Origin of the sequence: Streptomyces sp. NPDC058470 (assembly GCF_042721055.1) — a bacterium.
Classification (GTDB): Bacteria; Actinomycetota; Actinomycetes; order Streptomycetales; family Streptomycetaceae; genus Streptomyces.
This window is the reverse complement of the sequence record NZ_JBHXMF010000025.1, coordinates 32,924-55,538: the sequence shown is the minus strand read 5'-3', so window position 1 is coordinate 55,538 and position 22,615 is coordinate 32,924. Positions and strand designations below refer to the sequence as shown.

Sequence of the window (22,615 nt, the reverse complement as noted above, 5' to 3'; positions counted from 1 at the left end):
CGTCAGCGCGCGCCGAGGTCCAGCCGGGCCAGGACCGACGCGACGTCCGGGACCGCGCTCACGCCGTCCGGAAGGGGCGGACGGCGTACGACGACAACCGGGAGCCCGAGGTCACGTGCGGCCGCCAGCTTCGCCGCCGTCGCCTCTCCCCCGCTGTCCTTGGTGACCAGGACGTCGATGCGATGCTCGCGCAGCAGGGTTCTCTCGCCGTCCACCGTGAACGGACCGCGCGCCAGCAACACCTCGACGTCCGGGGGCAATGGCGGTTCGGGCGCCTCCACCGACCGTACGAGAAAGTGAAGTTCGGACAGCTCCGCGAAGGCGGCGAGGCCCAGGCGGCCCGTGGTGAGGAAGGCGCGGCGGCCCCACTCCGGGAGCAGCGCGGCGGCTTCGGCCAGGGAGGCCACCGAGTGCCAGCGGTCGCCGGGGCCTGGACGCCAGCCGGGGCGGCGCAGCACCATGGCCGGAACGCCGGTCGCCGCCGCGGCCCGAGCCGCGTTCGCCGTGATGCCTGTCGCGAACGGGTGCGTCGCGTCCGCCACGGCGTCCACCCGATGCTCGTGCAGCCACCGGGCCAGACCGTCCGCCCCGCCGAATCCCCCGATCCGTACCTCGCCATCGAGCGCTCCGGGCCGGGAAACACGCCCGGCCAGCGACGTGGTCACCCGCACTCCGGGGCACGCCGCCAGCCGGGCGGCGAGTTCTCGCGCCTCGGTGGTGCCGCCGAGGACCAGGACGTGGGGGGACATGGGGTCGAGCGTACGGGGCACGCCGCTCTCCGACGCGGTCGGCCGGTCAGGCAAAGCTCGGGACGTGAGGGCTGTCAGGCGAAGCGGGGGAACAACCTCAGAGCGTTGTCGCGCTCCACACCTCGCAGTTCCCCCTCGGTGAAGCCGTCGAAGCCCGTGAGCTTGTCGATGTTGCGGACGACCGTGGGCTCCGGGGCCGCCGGCCAGTCGGTGCCGAACAGGATGTGGTCGGCGGAGGTCACTTCGAGCGTCGGCAGCAGGGAGTTGCCGCGGGCATCACCACGTTTCCCAGGCCAGGCATCACATCCACACCGACGACTGGAAGCACTTCGTGGACGGGAAAGCCGACGACGCCGTACGCGCCAAGGTCGCTCCGCTGCACGACATCGCCGTGCTGCGGGAGGGCGACACAGTCTCGCCGTACGACTGGCTGCGTCTCGTACACGCGCCGGGACACACACCGGGCGCCTCGGTCGCACTGATCGAGTCACAGGGGCAGAGCCTCGCCCTCGTCGGTGACCTGTTCCACCACCCGGCGGCGCTGGACCACCCGCACTGGCGCTGCGGTTTCGACTGGGACGCACCGGCCGCGGCGGCCACCCGGGCGCTCTGGCTGGAGACGCTGAGCGCCACGGGAACGCCGCTGGTCGGACCGCACTTCCCCGAACTCCGGCCGGTCACGCTCCGATGAACCGGCCGCATTCTCCGAAAGGCTCGCCATGAGCAGCGTGAAACTCGCCATGAGCAGCGTCAAAGCGGCGGTCTGCCGACCCGACAGTGACGAACCCTTCGTGCTGGAGGAGCTGAGCATCGGCGATCCCCGCCCGGACGAGGTGCTGGTGCGCTTCACCGCGGCTGGGCTGTGCCATACGGATCTGGACGTGGCGGCCGGACGTATGCCGACCCCTCTCCCGGTCGTCGCCGGGCACGAGGGAGCCGGTGTCGTCGAGGCGGTCGGCTCCGCCGTCACCGGGTTCGGGCCCGGCGACCGGGTGGTGGCCGGCTTCAGCTTCTGCGGCAGCTGCCGGAACTGTCTGAGCGGACAGCCCGCGTACTGCCCCCTCCACTTCCCGCTGAACTTCGGTGCCCAGCGCGCCGACGGCACCGTCGGGCTGTACGACTGTGCGGGCGAGCCCGTGCACGACCACTTTTTCGGGCAGTCGTCCTTCGCCGGGTACGGGCTGTGCCGCCCCAGCAGCCTGATCAAGGTCGGCGGGACGGACGTACCCGATCATGTGCTCGCTCCCCTCGGGTGCGGCATCATCACCGGCGCCGGGGCGGTCTGGAACCAGCTGAAGGTCACGCCGGGCAGCACAGTGGCCGTGTTCGGGGCCGGGGCCGTCGGGCTGAGCGCGGTCATGGCGGCCGCGGCGGCCGGCGCCGCGCGGATCATCGTGACCGACCCGCACGCCTCGCGGCTCGACCTCGCCGCGCATCTCGGCGCGACCGACGTCATCGACGCCACGGACGGCCTCGCCGTCGAAGGGGTACGGGAGCTCACCGGCGGCGCGGGCGTCGAGTTCAGCGTGGAGTCCACCGGCGTACCCGAGGTGATGTCACAGGCGGTGGCCGCGCTCGCCCCGCTGGGAAGTGCGGCGATCCTCGGTGTCGCTCCGGACGCGGACCTGCGGACCAGCGCATTCGCGCTCCTCGAAGGACGGACCGTGAGCGGTTCGATCGTCGGGCACCAGGCCCCGGCGGTACTCGTTCCACGCATCCTCGACCTTCATGGCAAGGGCCGCTTTCCCCTGGAGGCCGTGATCCGCACCTACGCACTGGACGACATCAACAAGGCCGTCGACGAGGTGCGTTCGGGGACCGCCGTCAAGGCCGTCCTCATCCACTGAACCGACCGACTCGACCGAGCCGCTCTCCCTCAAGCAAGGACGAAAGACATGTCAGGGATTCGTCTGTCCGAGGCCTGTGGCGCTTCGCTCCGCTCGCCCGGGTGCCCGGGAACCTGACGCGGGAGACCCTGCGCCGGAACGTCACCGGCGTGGCCGGGTGGATCGACCACGTCAAAGAACAGGGCCCGCCCGGTCAGCGCAGCAGCAGCTGCGCCCCGCCCAGCACCGTCGCCGCGATCACCAGCCGCTCGAAGAGCCGCTGGTTGATCCGGTGCACGGCCCACTTGCCAAGGACGGCCCCCGGCAGCACGAAGGCCGCCAGCGCCGCGTCCAGCAGCAGCGAGTTCCCGTCGATCAGGCCGAGGCCCACACTGAACGGCACCTTCGACACATTGACGATCAGGAAGAAGAAGGCGGAGGTGCCCAGGAAGCCGAGCTTCCGGAAGCCCGCCGACAGGAGATACATGGACATCACGGGGCCGCCCGCGTTGGCGACCATCGTGGTGAAGCCGCCGAGCACGCCGTACGAACGGGCCTTGACCCGGCCACTCCGCGTCGCCACCGAGTCGGGTTCCTCGTCCTTCTTGGCGGCCCGCCTGCGCCACAGGGTGACCGCCGCCATCATCAGCAGGATCGCGCCGATCGAGGTGCGGACGACCCCGTCGTCGGCCCACACCAGGAACAGCGTGCCGAGGACGACTCCCGCGGCGACCGCCGGGAACAGCCGCCAGAGCGTGGGCCAGTGGGCGTGCCGCCGGTAGGTGAGCACCGCGAGTACGTCCCCGACGATGAGGATGGGCAGCAGCACCCCCGTCGAGGCGCGGGCGGGCAGCACGGCGGCGAAGATCGCCAGGCTGACCGTGTTGGCCCCGCTGACGGCGGTTTTCGAGAAACCGACGAGCAGGGCCGCGGCGGCGAGCGCGGCGAACTCCCAGACAGATATGTGCCAGAGCGTCATCGTGTTCATGCGGGAACCGATGCTATGCCCACGCATCTCGTGAGCGTAAGGACCGTCTCGCCCATTGGCCCCTGGGGTGTCCTCGGGACGTACGGCGGACCGGGTCAGGGCGCCCCTCAGCCTCGCCGGCGCTTGACCGTGGGCCGCCGCCGATGGATTCGCCATGACCTCGGTACACGGTGCGCCGGACGGGTGTCCGGCGTCAGCAGTCCCCCGTCGCCCCGCCTGCGGCGCACGGATCGTCCGCGAGTCCCAGTCTCACGAAGGCGCCGGCGAACGACGCGAAGCCCTTCTCGCCCAGCGGTTCCACCACACGGCGGCGCACCGAGTCGGCGAACACCCTGGCCGCGGCCGTGGCGGTCTCGCGGCCCTGGGGCGTGAGCGCGGCGTAGGTCACCCTGCGGTCCGCACTCGACGGCCGGCGCTCGACGAGCCCCGCGACGGCCAGCTTGTCGACCACTCCGGTCGTCCCGGCGGTGGAGAATCCGAGCGTCTGGGCGACCAGTCGCATCGGGGCCGCCTGCTCCGGAGTGGTGGCCAAAAAGCACAGCACTTCGAGCATCGACGGCGGCAGCCCGATCTCGCGCTGCGCGTCGCCGAGGAGCTGGTCCGAGAGCTCCCGGAATCCGGTCGCCAGAGAGTTCCAGCGCTGGAGCAGTTCGGCCTCCTCGGCGCTGGGGGACCCTGCCGCGCCGGCACTGGGGCACTCCATCGAGGCAGGCCACTCCACCCGCCCCGCCGCTTGCTGCGACTCCCCCATGCACTGGCTCCCATCCACCGATCCACGTCCCGGCCCGCTTGCCGAGGATACCCCGCCCAGCTATTATCTCGCTAACTATCTAATAGCTGGCAACATATTGAGCCTTCAAGCGGCCAGCGTGGAACAGCATGCGTTCCGGCGCCTGGATCACCGCGAATTCCCTCCGGATCACTCACGAAAGGCCCGACCGATCATGTCCAACACCACCTCGAACTCCCACTCCTCCGGTTCACTCACGGACGTCGGTCCGGGCCGCTGGACGCTCGACCCGGGCGGTACGTCGGCCCGCATCCAGAACAGGACGATCTGGGGCCTCGTCAACGTCAAGGGTGTCTTCACCAAGGTCAGCGGCGAGGGCGAGGTGCTCGCCGGGGGCGGTGCGCACGGCAGCATCACGATCGACGCCGCCTCCCTGGACACCAAGAACACCAAGCGTGACGTGCACCTGCGCTCCGCGGACTTCTTCGATGTCGACAAGTACCCCTCGATCGTCTTCACCGCCACCGGCGTCACCCCGGTCGGCGACGGCACCGTCCAGGTAACCGGCGAGCTGACCGTGCTCGGCGTGAGCCGCGCGCTCTCCTTCACTGCGGAGGCCGCCGAGATCTCGACGGACGCCGTCACCCTCAGCGCCGAACTCCCGGTGGACCGCAAGGAGTTCGGCATGACCTGGAGCCAGGCCAACATGATCAAGCCCCTGACCCTCGTCACGCTCACCGCGCGCTTCGTACGCCAGTCCTCCTGACGCTCCCTTCGCATACAGGTGCGCGCGGCTCGAGGGACCCCGCTCCGCGGCTGGGGAGTGGTGCGAGTCACGGTCGACCCGGAGGGTCTGACCTGGAGCGGCGCGCACCAAGCGGGAGTCATGGAAAGTACGATCAACGAATGGCTGACACGACCGAAACCACGCCCGGCTGGCTGAGTACCGACGATCTCGAGCTGGCGCGCGCACGTATGCCGATCCTCTACGTCGAGGCCGTGCCGGTGCGCGTCGACGACAACGGCGAGGTGACCAGCATCGGACTGCTGCTGCGCATCGGCCCGGAGGGCACGGTGAGCCGTGCCCTCGTCTCCGGCCGGGTGCTGCACCACGAGCGGGTCCGGGACGCCCTCATGCGTCATCTGGAGAAGGACCTCGGCCCGGTGGCACTGCCACGGGTCCCGGCCTCCCCGCAGCCCTTCACGGTCGCGGAATACTTCCCGACGCAGGGGACGACGCCCTTCCACGACCCCCGCCAGCACGCGGTGTCGCTCGCCTACATCGTGCCGGTGGCCGGCGACTGCCGCCCCCGGCAGGACGCTCTCGACCTGGTCTGGTTCAGCCCGGAGGAGGCTTCCTCGCCCGTCGTCCAGAACGAGATGCCGGGCGGACAGGGAGTCCTCCTCAAGCAGGCCCTCGCGCACGTCGGCTGCCTGTCCTGACCGAGGTCGTTCGGACCGCGGCCACCCGTGGAGTGACCCCGCATGCGCTGCTTCAGTGCAGATCCGCGCGCGCGGGGCTGTCGTCGAGGAAGCCGCCCGACTGGTGCTGCCACAGCTTCGCGTAGGCGCCTTCCGACACGAGAAGCTCCTGGTGGGTGCCCTGTTCGACGATCCGTCCGCGGTCGAGGACGACGAGCTGGTCCATGGTGGCGACCGTGCTCAACCTGTGCGCCACCACGAGCGCCGTCCGGCCTTCCATGAGCCGCCACAGCGCCTCCTGGACGAGGACCTCGCTCTCGGAGTCCAGGGCGCTGGTCGCCTCGTCGAGCAGCAGGATCGGCGCGTCGCGCAGGATCGCCCTGGCGAGGGCGACCCGCTGGCGCTGTCCGCCGGACAGCTTCACACCGCGCTCGCCCACCATGGTGTCGAATCCGTCCGGCAGCGCTTCGGCGAACTCCGTGACGTGCGCCGCCTCGGCCGCGCGGCGGATCTCGGCGTCGGTGGCGTCCGGCCGGGCGAACGCGATGTTGTCCCGCAGCGAGCGGTGGAACATCGCGGGGTCCTGCGGCACGTAGGCGGTCAGGCTGCGCAGGTCCGCCTGGCGCAGCCTGCTGATGTCCTGCCCCCCGATCAGGATCCGGCCGCCGTGGATGTCCGTCATCCGCAGCAGCAGCCGGGTGAGCGTGGTCTTGCCTCCGCCGGACCGGCCGACGAGACCGATCCTCGCTCCGCTGGGCACGGTCAGGTCGAGTCCCTCGAAGAGCGGTTCCGCGCCCGCGTGGGCGAAGGTCACCTCTTCGAAGCGGACGTCGGCGGCCCGGGACCGCAGCGGCTCAGGCGATGCCGGGTCGAGCACGGTCGGCGGCGTCAGCAGCAGTTCGGTGAACTGGGCGGCCTCCGTCATCGAGCTCTCCACGCGACGGTAGATCTGGTTGAACTCGAACATGATCCGCGTCGCGTTGGTGTAGTACATGAAGGCGACCACCACCGACTCGACGCCGTTGCCGCCCCCGCCGAGCGCGACCGCGAGCAGCAGGCCCAGCGCGTTGGTCAGTACGGACATCGGCGCGACCAGCGTGTCGATGCGCAGGTTGCCGTAGTCCCAGGACCTCAGTGTGAGCCGCCGCGACACCGCGACGCGTGACCGGTGCTCGGCGGCCTCACGCTCCTCCGCGGCGAACGCCCGGACCGTGTCCATGTTCATCAGGCTGTCGGCGACGTGCCCCGACACCCGGGCGATCGCCTCCTCACGCTGGTCGACCAGGGCCTGGCGGCGCCGGATGAGAGGCACCACGCACAGCACCGTCAGCGCGATCATCACCAACAGCCCTACGACGAGCAGCGGTTCGTACAGCCACAGCACCACCGATCCGAATACCAGCGGCACGAAGCTGCCCACGATCTGGAACGTCATCGTGTCGACGAAGTCCTCGAAGCGTGAGGCGAAGCTCAGCACCCGCTTGGTCAGCGACCCGGCGAAGTTGTCGTGGAAGAACGCGGCGTCCTTGGCGAACAGCTCGTCCATGCCGATCACATACAGGTGCTCGATGCCGAGGGCGTCGACGCGGTTCAGGCAGTGCAGGCCGATGCGCCACAACGTCTCCGCGAGCAGCAGGACACCGGCGAAGGCAAGGACGTAGGGCAGTGTCGAGCCGATGGCGATATCGGCGTCGTCGGCGATTTCGCCGACGAGCTTCGCGATGATCAGCGGCGTGATGTAGTTGATGCCGATGTTGCCCAGCGCGGGCAGCAGCATCGCGGGCACCGTCAGCCGCCGGAGCCGGACCAGCTCCCGTCCGTAACAGCGAAGCGCGAGGAGTACCGGGCCCTTGCCGGGTAAAACCCCACGCGATTCAGTCGTTGCCATCCCTACCTCGCTCGGACCGGTCCCCGAGGGACGGGGCACGACGACGGAGCCTCCGCGCGGCTCTCGGCGACGCCGATGTGCGAGTACGGGCAGGCCAGGACTCGAATTGTCCTGTGACACGGACTGTGGAGTCCAAGCGTTTTTCTCAGCCAACGGTGCGTCAGCCGACGGTTCTTGAGACGGGCAGCACCGTCGTGATCGAACCGAGCGAGCCGACCCCGCTCACCGGGAAACGGTTCATGGACGAGGTCGGTGGGGTGACGGAGAGGATTACACCACCCTCGCCCACCCCGCCAGCCGGCGCCCGGCCCGTCGAGTCCGCCCGAACTCGAAGGTTTCCGCGCCCCGCGCATGCGCGCCAAGACCGTCGAGCTCGACTCGAGCCACCGGTCGATCGGCGCACCCCGATGCGATCGCGCAGCTGATCCTGGACGCCGCCGCCCACACGGCCCCCGGCCCCTGGCCCGGACACCACCCGCGGGCCGCTCTCACCAGCCGGTCAGCAGAAGGTGATTGAGGAGCAGGGCGAGAGCGGCCTGTGCAGTGAGCCAGGCTCGGGGACGGGTCAGGAACGCGCAGGCCGGCAGCAGCCACACCACGAACGGCAGCCAGATGCGTTCCGTCTCCGCCTTGCTCATGCCGGAGAGGTCGGCGACGAGGAGGGCGAGCAGGGCGGCGAGGACGAGCAGGGCGAGACGGGATCCGGGAGCGGGTGCGCGGAGGCGGGCACGGACGTCCTCGCGCACCGGGGCCGCGCCGACCCGCCGCAGGCCCGCCACCGTCGCCGGGCCCGCGATCAGCACCGTGCACGCGAGGTTCGCCCACACCCAGTACCCGTACGGCCGGACACCTCCGGCCCCCTGGTAGTAGCGGGTCACCAACAGGCGGTACGCCTCCCACCAGTCGAAGCCGGCGAAGGTGAACACGATCGGGACGACGAGGGCCCCGGCGACCACGTACGGGAGGGGACGCAGCCGCCGCGTTCCAAGCAGCAGAACGGCCACGGCGATGACCGCGATCAGCGTCAGCCCGTACGAGAGATACATCGTGAGGCCGAGGAGGAGCCCGGAGACGAGGCCGGTCGCCCGCGGCCGGTACCCCGTGACCGCGAGGGCGAGGAACGCGAGGGCCCAGGCGGCGACCGCGGCGAAGTACCCGTCCGCGGAAGTCCCCATCCAGACGGCGGCCGGGGCCAGGACGAGGAAGGGCGCGGCGCGGCGAGCGAGCGCCTCCCCGGACAGCGCTCGTACGGTGACGAGCACCGCGACCGCCGCCGTCGCTCCGACGGTGATGCACCAGACGCCCGCCCAGGCCCCACCGCCGAACCCGATCCGGTCGAGCAGGACGAACGTGAGGGTGGCCGCCGGAGGATGTCCGGCGACGTGCGCGGGCCAGTGGTCGGGGGATCCGATCAGGATGTGGTGCGTGAAGTCCCGCAGGGTGTGCGGGATGTCGTGGAAGCGGTCGATGACCTGGAGGTACTCGTACCTGGTCGTCAGCCGCTGGGCGATCCCGCGCTGCCAGCCGTCGACCAGGGCGAGGGAGAACGTCCACGCCAGGCCGGTGCCCCAGATGCTCAGCAGCAACGTGCGCCAGGGCAGCCGGGCGGCGACGAGCGGGCCGTAGGCGACGACCGCGACGGCCACCACGATCGCGGCCGGGGTGCCGGGGCCGACGTGCGGATCCCACCGCGAGTACAGCGGCGGCCAGCCGACGTGGAGTGTTCCGTCGCGGTGCTCGACGGCGGTGCCGACCAGCGCGGCGGCCAGCACGAGGAGCGCGGCGGCAAGGGCCGCGGACAGGTCACGGAGAAGATCGCGGTTCACACCAGCACGTTAGGACGGGGTCCGGTCTCCGCGGCCCCCCACCAGGGCGAACGTCAGAGTTTCGTCATGGTTCACGGACCCTTTCGTGGGCTGTCCCGCACCTACGGTCGAGGCATGCCACGGTCCCCGTCCTCCCCCGCTTTCTGGCGCAGTCCGCTGCGCGGCCCCTGGTTCACCTCCGTGCTGGGCGTCGTCCTGCTCGGCGGGATCACGCTGCTGTTCGTGACGGGTCTCCTGTCGTACGCCGCCTACAACCCGGGCCTGTCCGGGGTGAACGACATGACCCCGGACAAGGGTCTGCTCGGCCTCTATCTCTTCTCCTGGCCGACCGATCCGCACTGGCTGTACCGGCTCACGCAGGGCGTCCACGTCACGCTCGGCATCACCCTGATCCCCGTACTGCTGGCGAAGTTGTGGTCGGTCGTGCCGAAGCTGTTCGCGCTGCCGCCCGCCCGGTCCCTCGCGCACGCGCTGGAGCGGATCTCACTGCTTCTGCTGGTCGGAGGCGCCCTGTTCGAGTTCATCACGGGCGTACTGAACGTCCAGCTCGACTACCTCTTCCCGGGCTCCTTCTACTCGCTGCACTTCTACGGAGCCTGGGTGTTCTTCGCGGCGTTCCTGACGCACGCGGTGCTGAAGATGCCGACAGCCCTACGCAACCTGCGCCAAATGCGGGAGGAACACCCCTCGCAGGACGGGGAGTTGGTGTCCCCGGATCCGGCCGAGCCCACCGTCTCGCGGCGTGGCGCCCTCGGCTTCGTCGGCGGCGGATCGCTGCTGCTGTTCGCCACGACGGCGGGCCGGAGCTTCGACGAGCCGCTGCGGGAAACGGCCCTGCTGGCGCCGCACGGCGGCCCTGAACCGGGTTCCGGGCCCGGCGCGTTCCAGATCAACAAGACCGCCCGGTCACGCGGGATCAGCGCGACGGAGACGAGCGCGGAGGCCTGGCGGCTGGTCGTCGAGGGACATGGCCGGACGGTCCGCCTGAGCCGGGCCGAGCTGCTCCGACTCCCTTTGCACAGCGCCGCTTTGCCCATCGCCTGTGTGGAGGGCTGGTCAACCTCCGACCAGATGTGGCAGGGGGTGCGGCTGCGGGATCTGGCGCGGCTCGTGGGCTATGAGCAGGCACTCGACGTCCTGGTGGAGTCACTCCAGCGGCACGGGGCTTTCCGCCGCGCTGCCCTGCGTGACAACCAGGTGCGTGACCCGGATTCCCTGCTCGCCCTACTCGTCAACGGCGCGCCGCTCACCCCCGACCACGGGTACCCGGCGCGGATCATCGTCCCCGCGGCACCCGGCGTGCTCAACACCAAGTGGGTGGCCCGGCTGACGTTCGGAAACCTGTGAGGAGAACTGAGATGCGGCAACGGTTCAAGGTGAGTGTCATCGGCAGTCCGCTGCAACTCCTGCTGCTCGCCTGCTCGTTCGCGCTCGCCGGTTACGCGGGAGTGCGGCTGCCCGCGGGCGACTGGTTCGGGGTTGTCCTGTGGTTCGTGGGTGCGGCGTTGCTGCACGACCTGGTGCTGCTGCCGCTGTACGCGGGGGCGGACCGGGCACTCTCAGGAGCGCTGGGAGCGGTCGGCCGCCGGGAGTGGACGGTATTCGTCCGGGTGCCGGCGGCGCTCTCCGGACTCCTGCTGCTGGTGTGGTTTCCGCTGATCAGCGGGCAGGTGGCGGGCCACTACCGGTCCGCGACCACCCTGTCCGGCGACGGGTTCCTGTCCCGCTGGCTGCTGATCACGGCCGCGCTGTTCGGCGGCTCCGCGGTACTGCTGGTGCTGCGGTTGCGCAGGGCGACGAAGGAACGGCCGCCCGCCTCCCACTGACCGTCCGGGCGCCAGCCCGCGCGCACCGCGTGCCTCAGCAGGGCCGGCGTACCGAGACGGGCCCAGGGGAAACCCGGACCGGCGGCGCCGGGGGCGTCGGTGACGCGGACGACATGGACGTGGACGCGTTCGTCGACGTCCATGTCCGGGACCGCCTCGACGATCAACAGACCTCCGGGGGCGAGGAGTTGGGACATCCGGAGGAGCAGGGCGGCCGGGTCGCCGCCGATGCCGACGTTGCCGTCGATGAGGAGGGCCGTGTCCCACCGGCCCTCACCGGGAAGCGGTTCGAAGACGGACCCGCACAACGCCTGCCCACCCAGCCGCACGGTGTGCGCGACAGCCGCCTCGCTGACGTCGATGCCGAGCGCGGGCCGGCCCCGCGCCGCGAGCTCGGCGACGAGCCGCCCCGGCCCGCACCCCACGTCGAGCACGGCGCCTTCACAGCGCCGCAGGGCCTCCAGATCGGCCGCGTCGGCACGTGCGCACCAACGCTCGATGTCCAGGGGGAGCAACCAGCCGTCGGGGCGGCGGAGGTAGAGGGGGCCCTGGCCCGTACGGAGTGCGTCGGAGTACGGGTCGGCCGACCAGGCGGTGGACGGACTCGCGGCTCTGTGGGGCGCTTGGGCGCGAGCCCGTTCAGGCTGGGAGCGGAGTCCCCCACCGACGGGAACAGGCATGCGTCCAGCGGGCGCGGCGTGAGCGCCGGCTCCTGCGCTCATCGGCGGCTCACCGCCCGCACCCGGGCCAGCTCCGCGGCGAACCGGCCCTGCGGTGCCAGCGCCGCGACCGCCTCCGCGTCGGACGCGGTGTCGACGTCCCGGAGCCGGGGCAGATCACGTACCCGCAGACCCGCAGCGGTCAGCCGGTCCCGTTGTACGGCGCCCGTGGTCGGCGTCGACATCGCTACACCGCGCAGCAGTTCGGGGTCAGGAACGGCGAGGCCCAGCGCCCAGAAGCCGCCGTCCTCGGCGGGTCCGAAATACGCGTCGCAGTCGGCGAAGTCCACGGTGAGCAGTGCGGGCGTCACCTGAGGCGTGTCCATGCCGATGAGCAGCGTAGGCCCTTCGCAGCCCGCGAAAGCGGCGGCCAGCCGCTCGTCCAGACCTCCCGCGCACTGCGGTACGACGTCGAAGCCGGGCGGCAGCCACGGGCCGGGGGTGCCGTCGAGCACCAGTACACGGCGCCGCGCGGGCGTCGCCGCCACCGTACGCAGGGTGTCCGCGAGGGCCGTCTCGGCGAGCAGTGCCGCTTCCCGGGGTGTGAACGGCGGCGTGAGCCGGGTCTTCACCCGCCCCGGTCGCGGCTCCTTGGCGATGACGAGCAGAGTGCTCACTGGGCGGTTCCTCCTGGAGAGGTGGCGGGCGCCTCGACCGGCGCCGGTGGTTCGGCCAGAACGCGGCGCATGTCCCGTACCGCCTGCCAGCTGCCGCGCCAGGTGCCGGTGACCTTGGAGGTGCCGGTGCGCGGCAGGTACGGCACGTCGCGCTCGGTGACGCGCCAGCCGGCGTCGGCGGCACGGACGACCATCTGGAGTGGATAGCCGCTGCGGCGGTCCGTGAGGGTGAGGTCGAGCAGCGGTGCGCGGCGGGCGGCCCGGAGCGGGCCGAGGTCGTGGAGGCGTAGCCCCGTACGGCGGCGCATCAGCCGGGCCAGCGCGAGGTTGGCCGCCCGGGCGTGCGCGGGCCAGGCGCTCCGGCCCTGCGGGCGACGCCGCCCGAGCACGAGGTCCGCCTCGCCGTCCCGTACCTCCCGTACGAAGGGGACGAGCAGGGAGGGGTCGAGCGAGGCGTCGCAGTCGCAGAAGCACACGAACTCCGCGGTGGCGGCGGTCAGTCCGGCGTGACAGGCGGCGCCGAATCCGCGGCGTGTCTCACGCACGACGGTCGCGCCGAGGCTGCGGGCCAGTTCCGCCGAGCCGTCCGTGGACCCGTTGTCCACGACCAGCGCGCGCCAGCCCGGCGGGATGCGGGCGAGTACCCAGGGCAGGGCCGCGGCCTCGTTCAGACAGGGGAGGACCACGTCGACTTGCGGGTCCTTTGCGGGAAGGGCGGGATGTGCGGTCACGGCTTCACCCTACGAACACGAAAGGGGCATATCTGGCTTGGCCTCCTTACGAAACACGGACGTCGAGCGGCACTCGCGGCACGGGGGCGGGGCCGGTGGGAGGCTGGACGCATGCAGCAGCCGTACGAATCCACAGGTACCGGGCGTGTGCCGAGCGGGCAGGAGGACACGGCCCCAGGTGGGTCCGGGGCCACGACGCGCGTTCTCGTCGTCGACGACGATCCGACCGTCGCCGAGGTCGTCTCCGGCTACCTCGACCGCGCGGGGTACGTCGTGGACCGTGCCGCGGACGGGCCCGCCGCGCTCGCCCGGGCCGCCGCGCACTGGCCGGACATGGTGGTGCTGGATCTGATGCTGCCGGGGATGGACGGCCTTGAGGTGTGCCGGCGCTTGCGGGCGCACGGTCCCGTGCCCGTCATCATGCTCACCGCCCGCGGCGACGAGGACGACCGGATCCTGGGCCTGGAGGTCGGCGCCGACGACTACGTCACGAAGCCGTTCAGCCCCCGGGAACTGGTGCTCCGGGTGGAGTCGGTCCTGCGCCGCGCGCGGCCTGCCACCGGCACCCGCCCCCTCCACGCGGCCGGTCTCACCGTGGACCCTGCGGCCCGCCGTGCCACCAAGAACGGTGACGAACTCGCCCTCACCATCCGTGAGTTCGACCTCCTCGCCTTCTTCCTCCGCCATTCCGGCCGAGCCTTCAGCCGCGAGGACCTGATGCGCGAGGTCTGGGGCTGGGACTTCGGCGACCTGTCGACGGTCACGGTCCACGTACGCCGGCTTCGGGGGAAGGTCGAGGACGACCCCGCGAGGCCCCGGCTGATCCACACGGTGTGGGGCGTCGGCTACCGCTTCGACGGCACACCACGCGAAGAGGCGGTCTGACCATGCTCGACACCACACCCCTGGAAGGGTCGGTCTGACCATGCACGGCACGACACCCCGCAAAGAGGCGGTCTGACCATGCTCGACACCACGCCTCGCCAAAGGGCGGCCTGACCATGCTCGACACAACACCCCTCGAAGAAATGGTCTGACCATGCTCGACGCGACGCCCTTCGAAGAGATGGCCTGACATGCGCGACATGCTGCTCATCGCCCTCTACGCCTTCCTCGGCGCCGCCACGGCCGGGCTGCTCGGCGCGGGTGCGCTCCGGCTGGTCCGGCGGCGGTCGCTGACCGCGTCCCTCGCCGTCGTGGCCGCCGTGGCCGTGGCCGCGATGCTCGCCGGGACGCTGGCCGTGGCCTGGGCGATGTTCCTGTCCTCGCACGACCTGACCGTGGTGACGACGGTCGTCGCGATGGCTGCCGTCGTGTCCCTGGCGACCGCTCTCCTCCTCGGCCGCTGGGTCGTCTCCCGCAGCCGGGCGCTCACTCTCGCCGCCCGCTCCTTCGGCGACGACGGCGACTTCGCGGCCCCCGAGGGCCCCGCCATTGCCGAACTCACGGCGTTGAGCCGGGAGTTGGCGGCCACCAGCGCCAAACTCGCCGAGTCCCGTACCCGTGAGCGCGCCTTGGAGACCTCGCGCCGCGAACTCGTGGCGTGGATCTCGCACGACCTGCGCACTCCGCTCGCCGGGCTGCGCGCGATGTCGGAGGCCCTGGAGGACGGCGTCGCGGCCGACCCGGACCGCTACCTCCGCCAGATCCGCACCGAGGTCGAACGCCTCAACGACATGGTCGGCGACCTCTTCGAACTGTCCCGCATACACGCCGGGACACTCGCCCTCTCCCCCTCCCGGATGTCGCTGTACGACCTTGTCGGCGACGCCCTCGCAGGAGCGCACCCGCTCGCCCGCGAACTCGGTGTACGGCTGGTCGGCGACCGGATCGAACCGGTGCCCATCGAGGTGGACGGCAGGGAGATGAGCCGCGTCCTGGGCAATCTGCTGGTCAACGCGATCCGGCGGACGCCCGCCGACGGCACGGTCGCGGTGGCGGCCGAGCGGTCGGACGAGGGGGTCGTGCTGTCCGTCACCGACGGCTGCGGAGGCATCCCGGAAGAAGACCTCCCGCGTGTCTTCGACACCGGCTGGCGAGGCACGCACGCGCGGACACCTCCCGCGGGCGCGGGGCTCGGCCTCGCGATCGTCCGGGGCATCGTGGAGGCCCACCGGGGACAGGCCGCCGTGCACAACGTCCCCGGCGGCTGCCGCTTCGAGGTCACGCTCCCCGCGGCCGAGGCCTGAGCGGAGGCACCCTGCGAAGGGCTACTCCCCTCGCAGCTTCGCCGACGCGAACTCCCGCATTCCCTCGGCGAACCCGACCTCGGCCTTCCAGCCCAGCTCGGCCCGCAGCCGGGACGAGTCGGCCGTGATGTGGCGCACATCGCCGAGCCGGTACTCCCCGGTCACGACGGGGTCGGGCCCGCCGTACGCGGAGGCCAGAGCGCGCGCCATCTCGCCGACCGTGTGAGGCTCCCCGCTCCCGGTGTTGTACGCCGTCGACGCCCCCTCCCGGGGCTCGGCCTCCAGCGCGGCCACGTTGGCCGCCGCCACATCCCGTACGTGCACGAAGTCCCGTCGCTGACCGCCGTCCTCGAAGACACGTGGGGCCTCGCCGCGGGCGAGCGCGGACCGGAAGAAGGAGGCGACACCCGCGTACGGGGTGTCGCGCGGCATCCCGGGCCCGTACACGTTGTGGTAGCGCAGCGACACCGCCGAACCGCCCGTGGACCGTGCCCACGCCGCCGCCAGATGTTCCTGGGCCAGCTTGGTCGTCGCGTACACGTTCCGCGGGTCGACCGGAGCGTCCTCACCGACAAGGCCGGACGTCAACTCCTCACCGCAGCGCGGACACCGGGGCTCGAAACGCCCCGCGTCCAGATCGGCGACGGCCCGGGGCCCGGGCCGCACCGTCCCGTGCCACTCACACGCGTACGCGCCCTCGCCGTACACCACCATCGACCCCGCGAGCACCAGCCGCCGTACCCCCGCGTCGGCCATCGCGGCGAGCAGCACCGCCGTACCGAGGTCGTTGTGGGACACGTACTCGGCGGCGTCGCCGAAGCCCTTCCCCAGCCCGACCATCGCTGCGTGGTGGCACACGGCGTCGACGCCCGGCAGGGCGGACGCGACCGCCTCGGTGTGGCGCACGTCAGAGCCGTGGCGCAGGTCGTACCCGACCGGCTCGTGCCCCCGCGCGATCAGTGCCTCGACGACATGGGACCCGATGAACCCGGCTCCGCCGGTGACCAGTACTCGCATGGGCGAAAGGCTAGGACCACGAGGACGCCGTGCGGCGGCACCGGACGGTCACGTCACGAGTCCGTAAGACCCCGGCGAACCCGGTCGGTCGTCGGCGGCGCACTCGGCCGCGTGCCTTCCCTCATGAAAATCCATCGCTTTTATTTACGTCAACAGGCGTGCGCCCTACAGTGCCGTGAGGTGCGGGGACGACGGAACGAAACGGTCGATCACTCCCGGGACGGCGGCGCACAGCTCGCCACTTGAGGTCCGTAAGGCCAGTACTTGAGGTTCGTAAGTCCAGAAGATGGACATACGGGACGGAGTTTTGACAGGCGCTTGACAAACTCGGCGCGCTTCACGAGTATGCAAAACATCTGCAGATGACTGCAAATATCGAATTGCAGTACGCAATTACTGATCTCTGCCTACAGTTCGCATCCCAGTACGGCTGATGCACGCGGCAAGCGCGGCCGGAACGCGCCCATGCCTGACAACCCGCACGTCAGGAAGGAACCCCCCATGTCTCGGCGCCCTCGCGCAGGGCTGAGAATGCTCACTGCGCTCGCACTCATCCTGGCCGGTGCCGCCACGGCGGCACCGTCGGCCACCGCGTTACCGGCGGATCTCCCGCCGGCCGACTACCAACAGGTTCAACTCGCCTCGGGAGCAGCCGAGATGGGCCAGCCGATGTCGCTGACCGTGCTCCCCGACCGGTCCGTCCTGCACACCGCGCGCGACGGCACGATCCGCTACACGGACGCCGCGGGCAACACCAAGCAGGCCGCCAAGCTGGACGTCTACACGCATGACGAGGAGGGTCTGCAGGGCATCGCGGCCGACCCCGGGTTCGCCACCAACCGCTACGTCTACGTGTACTACTCCCCCAAGCTCAGCACCCCCACGGGCGACGCCCCGACCACCGGAACCGCCGCCGACTTCGAGCCCTGGAAGGGGCACCTGAACCTGTCACGGTTCACGCTGAAGGCCGACGGCACCCTCGACACGGCCAGCGAGAAGGTCGTCCTGGAGGTCGCCAACGACCGCGGACAGTGCTGTCACGTCGGCGGCGACATCGACTTCGACGCGGCCGGGAACCTCTACCTGACCACCGGCGACGACACCAACCCGTTCGACTCCTCCGGCTACGCGCCGCTCGACGAACGCACCGACCGCAACCCGCAGTTCGACGCCCAGCGCAGCTCCGGCAACACCAACGACCTGCGCGGCAAGCTGCTCCGTATCAAGCCGACCGCCGACGGCGGCTACACCGTCCCGTCCGGCAACCTCTTCGCACCCGGCACCGCGAACACCCGCCCCGAGATCTACGCGATGGGCTTCCGCAACCCGTTCCGGATGTCCGTCGACCGCGCCACCGGAGTCGTCTACCTCGGCGACTACGGCCCGGACGCGGGCACCACCGACGCGACCCGCGGCCCCGGTGGCCAGGTCGAGTTCGACCGCGTCACCGCGCCCGGCAACTTCGGCTGGCCGTACTGCACCGGCACCAACACCACCGGTGAGACGTACAACGAGTACACCTTCCCGAGCGGCCCCTCCGGCGCCAAGTACGACTGCGCGGGCGGACCGGCCAACAACTCCTTCCGCAACACCGGACAGGCCCAGCTGCCCCCGGCGAAGCCGAGTTGGATCAAATACGGTCTGGACGGCTCGCCTCCCGAGTTCGGCACCGGCTCCGAGTCCCCGATGGGCGGCGAGGTCTACCGCTACGACCCGGACCTGGACTCGGACGTCAAGTTCCCGCAGTCCCTCGACGGCCGGTACTTCGCCGCCGAGTACGGACGGCAGTGGATCAAGGCCATCGAGGTCAAGAGCGACGGTTCGTACGGAACGATCGAGGACGTCCCCTGGGACGGCACCCAGGTCATCGACACCGACTTCGGACCCGACGGCGCGCTGTACGTCCTGGACTACGGGACCGGAAGCGACAACCAGGGCCTGTACCGCATCGAGTACATCGCGGGCAGCAACCGCAACCCGATCGCCCAGGCCTCCGCCGACAAGACCTCCGGCGGGCTCCCGCTTACCGTGCAGTTCTCCTCCCAGGGCAGCTCCGACCCCGAGGGTCAACAGCTCACCTACTCCTGGGACTTCGGGGACGGCTCGACGTCCACCCAGGCCAACCCCAGCCACACGTACACGACCGCGGGCACCTATCAGCCCACCCTCACCGTCAAGGACCCCGAGGGCCTCACCGGCACCGCCAGCCTGGTGGTGACCGCCGGCAACACCGCCCCGACGGTCACGCTTCAACAGCCCCTGGACGGGCAGCTGTTCTCCTTCGGTGACACCGTCCCCTTCAAGATCCAGGTCAGCGACCCCGAGGACAGCACGATCGACTGCTCCAAGGTGAAGCTCACCTATCTCCTCGGCCACGACAGCCACACCCACGCCATCACCTCCACCACCGGCTGCACGGGCACCCTCACCGTGCCCGCCGACGGCGAACACGACAGCGCCGCCAACCTGTATGGCGTCTTCGACGCGGAGTACACCGACTCCGGCGGTCTGACCACGCACTCCACGCGTACCCTGCAACCCCGCCATCGCCAGGCCGAGCACTTCTCCGCCCAGTCAGGCATCCAGGTCGCCGGGCACGTCCCGGCCGAGGGCGGCAACACGGTCGGCTTCACCGACGACGGCGACTGGATCTCCTTCAAGCCGTACGCGCTGAACGGGGCCAACCGCTTCTCCGCCCGCGTCGCCTCCAACGGGGCAGGCGGCACCGTCGAGATCCGCGCGGGATCCACGACCGGGACGCTGCTGGGCACGGTGACCGTGCCGGTGACCGGCGGCTGGGAGACGTACACGGACGTCTCGACCTCACTGTCCGCGGTCCCCTCCGGCAGCACCGAACTGTTCCTCGTCTTCCACGGTCCCACCGGCCAGGGGAACCTCTTCGACGTCGACGCGTTCACCTTCAGCACCAGCACTCCCACGTACACGACGCGGGAGGGCGAGTCCTACAGCTCCGGCTCCGGCGTACAGGCCGCGGCCCACGCACCGGCCAGCGGCGGAAAGACGCTCGGCTACATCCACAACGGCGACTGGGCCGGATACGCCTCCGCGCCCACCGCGGGCGCCTCGTCCTTCTCCGCCAAGGTCTCCTCGGCGGGCGCGGGCGGCACCATCCAGATCCGCTCCGGCTCACAGACCGGGACGGTGCTCGGCTCGGTGGCGGTGCCGGTGACCGGCGGCTGGGAGACCTTCAGCACCGTGACCACCACGCTCAACGGCACCGGGTCGGGGCCGCTGTTCCTCACCTTCACCGGCGGAGGCAGCGGATACCTCTTCGACATCGACACCTTCACACTCGGCGCCTCGGCGCTGAAGGGGCGCTGACCATGACCACCCTGATGCGGCGACTGCGCCGCGGCCCGGCGTTCCTCGCCATGGCACTGACCTGCGCACTGCTGACCCCCTTCGGCCAGGCCCAGGCCGCCGCCGACCGGCAGGCCGCACCCTTCGACGTCCTCGTGTTCTCCAAGACCGCCGGATTCCGGCACGACTCGATCCCGGCCGGCATCAGCGCCCTGCAATCCCTGGGCCAGCAGAACGACTTCACCGTCACCGCCACCGAGGACGCGGCCGCCTTCACCACCGCCAACCTGTCCGGGTACGAGGCGGTGGTCTTCCTCAGCACCACCGGTGACGTCCTCAACGCCTCCCAGCAGACCGCCTTCCAGTCCTACGTCGACTCAGGCGGCGGCTACTTCGGGGTGCACGCGGCCGCCGACACCGAGTACGACTGGCCCTACTACGGCCAACTCGTCGGCGCCTACTTCCAGAGCCACCCGGCGATCCAGCAGGCCACGGTCAAGAACGAGGACCGGGGCCATCCGGCGACCGCGCACCTGGGTGCCACCTGGACGCGCACCGACGAGTTGTACAACTACCGCACGAATCCACGCCCCAACGTCCGCGTCCTGCAGACCCTGGACGAATCCACCTACACCGGCGGCTCGATGGGCGCCGACCACCCCATCACCTGGTGCCACAACCAGGGTGAGGGCCGCTCTTTCTACACCGGCCTCGGGCACACGATCGAGTCCTACAGCGACCCGGCCTTCCGTTCCCTGCTGCTCGGCGCCGTGCGCTACACGGCCGGCCAGGTCGCGGCCGACTGCTCCGCGGCGCCCAGTGCCGGACCGGTCGAGGCCGAGTCCTTCACGTCGGGCTCCGGCGTACAGGCGGCGGGCCACGCGCCGGCCAGCGGTGGCCAGACCCTGGGCTACATCGACAACGGTGACTGGGCCGGATACGCCTCCGTATCCACCGCGGGCGCCTCGTCCTTCTCCGCCAAGGTCTCCTCGGCGGGCGCGGGCGGCACCATCCAGATCCGCTCCGGTTCGGCCACCGGCACCCTGCTCGGCTCGGTGACGGTGCCGGTGACCGGCGGGTGGGAGACCTTCACGACGGTCTCGACGACCCTGACCGCCACCGCCTCCGGCCCGCTGTTCCTGAGATTCACCGGCGGGAGCGGATCCCTTTTCGACATCGACACCTTCACGCTCGGCACCAAGCCCGCGTCCAGTGAGCTGTCCCCGAACGTGCACCTCTTCTACTACCCGTGGTATGGCAGCCCGGCCGTCAACGGCAGCTGGCGGCACTGGCAGCAGGGTGGCCGCACCCCGCCCGAGGACATCGGCGCCGACTTCTACCCGGCACTCGGCGCCTACGACTCCGCCGACTACGCCGGCGCCGTCGCTCAGCACATGAAGTGGGTCGCCCGGTCCGGTGCCGGTGTCATCGTCTACAGCTGGTGGGGCCAGGGCGGTTACGAGGATCAGCTCGCCCGGGGTGTCCTCGACGCGGCGCAGAAGGAAGGCGTCAAGGTGGCCTGGCACCTGGAGCCGTACTCCGGCCGCACCGCCGCCTCAACCGTCGCCGACATCCAGTACATCAACAGCACCTACGGCAGCCATCCGGCCTTCTACCGCTCCGCCGAGCACGGTGACAAAGGGGCGTTCTACGTCTTCCAGAGCCTGAACATCACCGACTGGGCGGCGCTCGACCAGGTCACGGACACCAGCATCGTGCTCGCTCAGACCACCGACACCACCAAGATCGCGCACTTCTCCGGCCTCTACACCTACGACGGCATCGCGGGCGCCACCGCTCCCGGCTGGAAGCAGGCCGGCGACTACGCCCGCGCGAACAACCTGATCTGGGCCCCGTCCGTCGCTCCCGGTTACCTCGACGACCGCGCGGTGCCGGGCAACACGACACCCACCGTCGAGCGCGCCGACGGGGCGGCGTACGACAGGCAGTGGTCCAACGCCCTCGACCCCGCGATCGGCGGCTCGCCGACCTGGGTGTCGGTCACCTCCTTCAACGAATGGCACGAAGGGAGTTCCATCGAACCGGCCGACTCCACCCCGCCCGCGGGCCAGGGCTACCGGACGTACGACGGCGCCTACGGCCTGACCGGCGAGGCGGCGCAGACGGCCTACCTGGACCGCACCGCGTACTGGGTGGGCCTCTTCCGGACGGCACTGCGCGACTGAGACGGGAACGCCTCTCGCGCGGGGCGTTCCGGGCAGGGCGCCCGACCTGGCATGGGCCGGGGTCGGGCGTCCTGTCACGTTCGGGGACCGGAGGTCGACACGGCCGGATCCCGGGCCCGGGTATCGCAGCACCGGGACCGCCTGACCTGGACCAGGGTCCGGCCGTCGACCCGCCCGAACTGCCGGGCTGGGGGAGTGTTCCGCCACGTGCGCGGCTCAGCCCGTACAAGTTCGCCCCCGGGCGCGCGCCGGTGAGCAGCCGGCCACCGGCGTGGTGCACGGTGGGCGATCCGCGTCGGCCGGGCGACTGCGCCACGGCCACCCTGCTCGACGCCGGCACCATCGTGTTCGGCGGGCTGCTGTGGCCGCGGATGGCCGAGCCGTTCCTCGCGGTGATCGAGCCGATGGTCGCCTCGTCCCCGTTCGTGAAGGCGGTCGACACCACGACCGTGAGGACCACCCCTGTCGGCGAGCACGTCACGGCGGTCGGCGCCGCCTGCCTCGTACTCGATCACGTCAGGGCGGCACAGCCGGAAAGCCTGCTGCCGCCCTGACGTGATGTCAGAACCACCGAACGGCG

Annotated in this window: 18 protein-coding genes and 2 pseudogenes; 10 read left to right on the top strand and 10 right to left on the bottom strand. The window is 70.9% G+C overall.

All coding sequences use genetic code 11. The features are described from left to right. Window positions 1–2: 2 nt before the first annotated feature. Window positions 3–749 carry a cobalt-precorrin-6A reductase gene (locus tag ACFWP7_RS19835; protein WP_384382836.1) on the bottom strand — a complete coding sequence of 249 codons (747 nt, stop codon included), beginning with the start codon at window positions 747–749 and terminating at the stop codon, window positions 3–5. Window positions 750–823: 74 nt separating this feature from the next. Continuing rightward, a pseudogene (locus ACFWP7_RS19830) lies at window positions 824–1,090 on the bottom strand (amidohydrolase family protein); the annotation flags it as partial. Here ACFWP7_RS19830 and ACFWP7_RS19825 point away from each other — a divergent pair. Both ACFWP7_RS19825 and ACFWP7_RS19820 read left to right on the top strand, forming a co-directional pair. Next, window positions 1,030–1,440: pseudogene (locus ACFWP7_RS19825) on the top strand (hypothetical protein); the annotation flags it as partial. The pseudogenes ACFWP7_RS19830 and ACFWP7_RS19825 sit on opposite strands and share 61 nt — an antisense overlap. 28 nt (window positions 1,441–1,468) lie before the next feature. After that, a complete protein-coding gene (locus ACFWP7_RS19820; RefSeq protein ID WP_384382835.1) occupies window positions 1,469–2,596 on the top strand; it encodes an NAD(P)-dependent alcohol dehydrogenase in 1,128 nt (375 codons plus the stop codon). Between the two features lie 193 nt (window positions 2,597–2,789). Here ACFWP7_RS19820 and ACFWP7_RS19815 read toward each other — a convergent pair whose 3' ends face one another. Both ACFWP7_RS19815 and ACFWP7_RS19810 read right to left on the bottom strand, forming a co-directional pair. Then, window positions 2,790–3,563, bottom strand: a complete 774-nt coding sequence (locus ACFWP7_RS19815; protein ID WP_384382887.1) for a sulfite exporter TauE/SafE family protein — start codon at window positions 3,561–3,563, stop codon at window positions 2,790–2,792. A gap of 193 nt (window positions 3,564–3,756) precedes the next feature. Further along, window positions 3,757–4,314 carry a MarR family winged helix-turn-helix transcriptional regulator gene (locus ACFWP7_RS19810; RefSeq protein ID WP_384382834.1) on the bottom strand — a complete coding sequence of 186 codons (558 nt, stop codon included), beginning with the start codon at window positions 4,312–4,314 and terminating at the stop codon, window positions 3,757–3,759. Between the two features lie 193 nt (window positions 4,315–4,507). On the opposite strand from ACFWP7_RS19810, the gene ACFWP7_RS19805 reads away from it, so the two are divergent. Next, window positions 4,508–5,059 (top strand): YceI family protein, encoded by a 552-nt coding sequence (locus ACFWP7_RS19805; protein ID WP_384382833.1) that lies wholly within the window; start codon window positions 4,508–4,510, stop codon window positions 5,057–5,059. A gap of 140 nt (window positions 5,060–5,199) precedes the next feature. Beyond that, window positions 5,200–5,736: an NUDIX hydrolase family protein gene (locus tag ACFWP7_RS19800; RefSeq protein ID WP_384382832.1), complete on the top strand. Its 537-nt coding sequence runs from the start codon at window positions 5,200–5,202 to the stop codon at window positions 5,734–5,736. 52 nt (window positions 5,737–5,788) lie between these two features. On the opposite strand, the gene ACFWP7_RS19795 is transcribed toward ACFWP7_RS19800, so the two are convergent. Both ACFWP7_RS19795 and ACFWP7_RS19790 read right to left on the bottom strand, forming a co-directional pair. Beyond that, complete coding sequence (locus ACFWP7_RS19795) at window positions 5,789–7,603, bottom strand: ABC transporter ATP-binding protein (protein WP_384382831.1); 1,815 nt, start codon at window positions 7,601–7,603, stop codon at window positions 5,789–5,791. A 488-nt stretch (window positions 7,604–8,091) separates the two neighbouring features. Continuing rightward, complete coding sequence (locus ACFWP7_RS19790; RefSeq protein WP_384382830.1) at window positions 8,092–9,429, bottom strand: hypothetical protein; 1,338 nt, start codon at window positions 9,427–9,429, stop codon at window positions 8,092–8,094. A 114-nt stretch (window positions 9,430–9,543) separates the two neighbouring features. Here ACFWP7_RS19790 and ACFWP7_RS19785 point away from each other — a divergent pair, with 114 nt between their 5' ends. Further along, window positions 9,544–10,776 (top strand): molybdopterin-dependent oxidoreductase, encoded by a 1,233-nt coding sequence (locus ACFWP7_RS19785; RefSeq protein WP_384382829.1) that lies wholly within the window; start codon window positions 9,544–9,546, stop codon window positions 10,774–10,776. A 334-nt stretch (window positions 10,777–11,110) separates the two neighbouring features. On the opposite strand, the gene ACFWP7_RS19780 is transcribed toward ACFWP7_RS19785, so the two are convergent. The 3 genes from ACFWP7_RS19780 to ACFWP7_RS19770 are packed head-to-tail and all read right to left on the bottom strand — an operon-like array spanning window position 11,111 to window position 13,322. Beyond that, a complete protein-coding gene (locus ACFWP7_RS19780) occupies window positions 11,111–11,935 on the bottom strand; it encodes a class I SAM-dependent methyltransferase (RefSeq protein WP_384382828.1) in 825 nt (274 codons plus the stop codon). 38 nt (window positions 11,936–11,973) lie between these two features. Further along, on the bottom strand, window positions 11,974–12,591 hold the full coding sequence (locus ACFWP7_RS19775) for a DUF2064 domain-containing protein (protein WP_384382827.1): 618 nt from the start codon (window positions 12,589–12,591) through the stop codon (window positions 11,974–11,976). Next, window positions 12,588–13,322: a glycosyltransferase family 2 protein gene (locus ACFWP7_RS19770; RefSeq protein ID WP_384382826.1), complete on the bottom strand. Its 735-nt coding sequence runs from the start codon at window positions 13,320–13,322 to the stop codon at window positions 12,588–12,590. The genes ACFWP7_RS19775 and ACFWP7_RS19770 overlap by 4 nt, the downstream gene beginning before the upstream one ends. A 111-nt stretch (window positions 13,323–13,433) precedes the next feature. Here ACFWP7_RS19770 and ACFWP7_RS19765 point away from each other — a divergent pair, with 111 nt between their 5' ends. Together ACFWP7_RS19765 and ACFWP7_RS19760 are read left to right on the top strand one after the other, a co-directional pair. Next, complete coding sequence (locus ACFWP7_RS19765) at window positions 13,434–14,207, top strand: response regulator transcription factor (RefSeq protein ID WP_384382825.1); 774 nt, start codon at window positions 13,434–13,436, stop codon at window positions 14,205–14,207. Between the two features lie 191 nt (window positions 14,208–14,398). Beyond that, on the top strand, window positions 14,399–15,511 hold the full coding sequence (locus ACFWP7_RS19760) for a sensor histidine kinase (protein WP_384382824.1): 1,113 nt from the start codon (window positions 14,399–14,401) through the stop codon (window positions 15,509–15,511). Between the two features lie 21 nt (window positions 15,512–15,532). On the opposite strand, the gene ACFWP7_RS19755 is transcribed toward ACFWP7_RS19760, so the two are convergent. Continuing rightward, window positions 15,533–16,528 carry an NAD-dependent epimerase/dehydratase family protein gene (locus tag ACFWP7_RS19755; RefSeq protein ID WP_384382823.1) on the bottom strand — a complete coding sequence of 332 codons (996 nt, stop codon included), beginning with the start codon at window positions 16,526–16,528 and terminating at the stop codon, window positions 15,533–15,535. Between the two features lie 501 nt (window positions 16,529–17,029). On the opposite strand from ACFWP7_RS19755, the gene ACFWP7_RS19750 reads away from it, so the two are divergent. The 3 genes from ACFWP7_RS19750 (at window position 17,030) to ACFWP7_RS19740 (ending at window position 22,589) form a co-directional block, all read left to right on the top strand. Further along, on the top strand, window positions 17,030–19,870 hold the full coding sequence (locus ACFWP7_RS19750) for a carbohydrate-binding protein (RefSeq protein ID WP_384382822.1): 2,841 nt from the start codon (window positions 17,030–17,032) through the stop codon (window positions 19,868–19,870). Window positions 19,871–19,872: 2 nt separating this feature from the next. Then, window positions 19,873–22,035 carry a ThuA domain-containing protein gene (locus ACFWP7_RS19745; RefSeq protein ID WP_384382821.1) on the top strand — a complete coding sequence of 721 codons (2,163 nt, stop codon included), beginning with the start codon at window positions 19,873–19,875 and terminating at the stop codon, window positions 22,033–22,035. Window positions 22,036–22,316: 281 nt separating this feature from the next. Beyond that, window positions 22,317–22,589: a hypothetical protein gene (locus tag ACFWP7_RS19740; protein ID WP_384382820.1), complete on the top strand. Its 273-nt coding sequence runs from the start codon at window positions 22,317–22,319 to the stop codon at window positions 22,587–22,589. The last annotated feature ends 26 nt before the right edge of the window (window positions 22,590–22,615 follow it).

What these genes read in the sequence shown, in the direction of transcription:
- ACFWP7_RS19835 (WP_384382836.1), bottom strand. Translation starts at nt 749, where the DNA reads ATGTCCCCCCACGTCCTGGTCCTCGGCGGCACCACCGAGGCGCGAGAA.
- ACFWP7_RS19820 (WP_384382835.1), top strand. Translation starts at nt 1,469, where the DNA reads ATGAGCAGCGTGAAACTCGCCATGAGCAGCGTCAAAGCGGCGGTCTGC.
- ACFWP7_RS19815 (WP_384382887.1), bottom strand. Translation starts at nt 3,563, where the DNA reads ATGAACACGATGACGCTCTGGCACATATCTGTCTGGGAGTTCGCCGCG.
- ACFWP7_RS19810 (WP_384382834.1), bottom strand. Translation starts at nt 4,314, where the DNA reads ATGGGGGAGTCGCAGCAAGCGGCGGGGCGGGTGGAGTGGCCTGCCTCG.
- ACFWP7_RS19805 (WP_384382833.1), top strand. Translation starts at nt 4,508, where the DNA reads ATGTCCAACACCACCTCGAACTCCCACTCCTCCGGTTCACTCACGGAC.
- ACFWP7_RS19800 (WP_384382832.1), top strand. Translation starts at nt 5,200, where the DNA reads ATGGCTGACACGACCGAAACCACGCCCGGCTGGCTGAGTACCGACGAT.
- ACFWP7_RS19795 (WP_384382831.1), bottom strand. Translation starts at nt 7,603, where the DNA reads ATGGCAACGACTGAATCGCGTGGGGTTTTACCCGGCAAGGGCCCGGTA.
- ACFWP7_RS19785 (WP_384382829.1), top strand. Translation starts at nt 9,544, where the DNA reads ATGCCACGGTCCCCGTCCTCCCCCGCTTTCTGGCGCAGTCCGCTGCGC.
- ACFWP7_RS19780 (WP_384382828.1), bottom strand. Translation starts at nt 11,935, where the DNA reads ATGCCTGTTCCCGTCGGTGGGGGACTCCGCTCCCAGCCTGAACGGGCT.
- ACFWP7_RS19765 (WP_384382825.1), top strand. Translation starts at nt 13,434, where the DNA reads ATGCAGCAGCCGTACGAATCCACAGGTACCGGGCGTGTGCCGAGCGGG.
- ACFWP7_RS19760 (WP_384382824.1), top strand. Translation starts at nt 14,399, where the DNA reads ATGCGCGACATGCTGCTCATCGCCCTCTACGCCTTCCTCGGCGCCGCC.
- ACFWP7_RS19755 (WP_384382823.1), bottom strand. Translation starts at nt 16,528, where the DNA reads ATGCGAGTACTGGTCACCGGCGGAGCCGGGTTCATCGGGTCCCATGTC.
- ACFWP7_RS19750 (WP_384382822.1), top strand. Translation starts at nt 17,030, where the DNA reads ATGTCTCGGCGCCCTCGCGCAGGGCTGAGAATGCTCACTGCGCTCGCA.
- ACFWP7_RS19745 (WP_384382821.1), top strand. Translation starts at nt 19,873, where the DNA reads ATGACCACCCTGATGCGGCGACTGCGCCGCGGCCCGGCGTTCCTCGCC.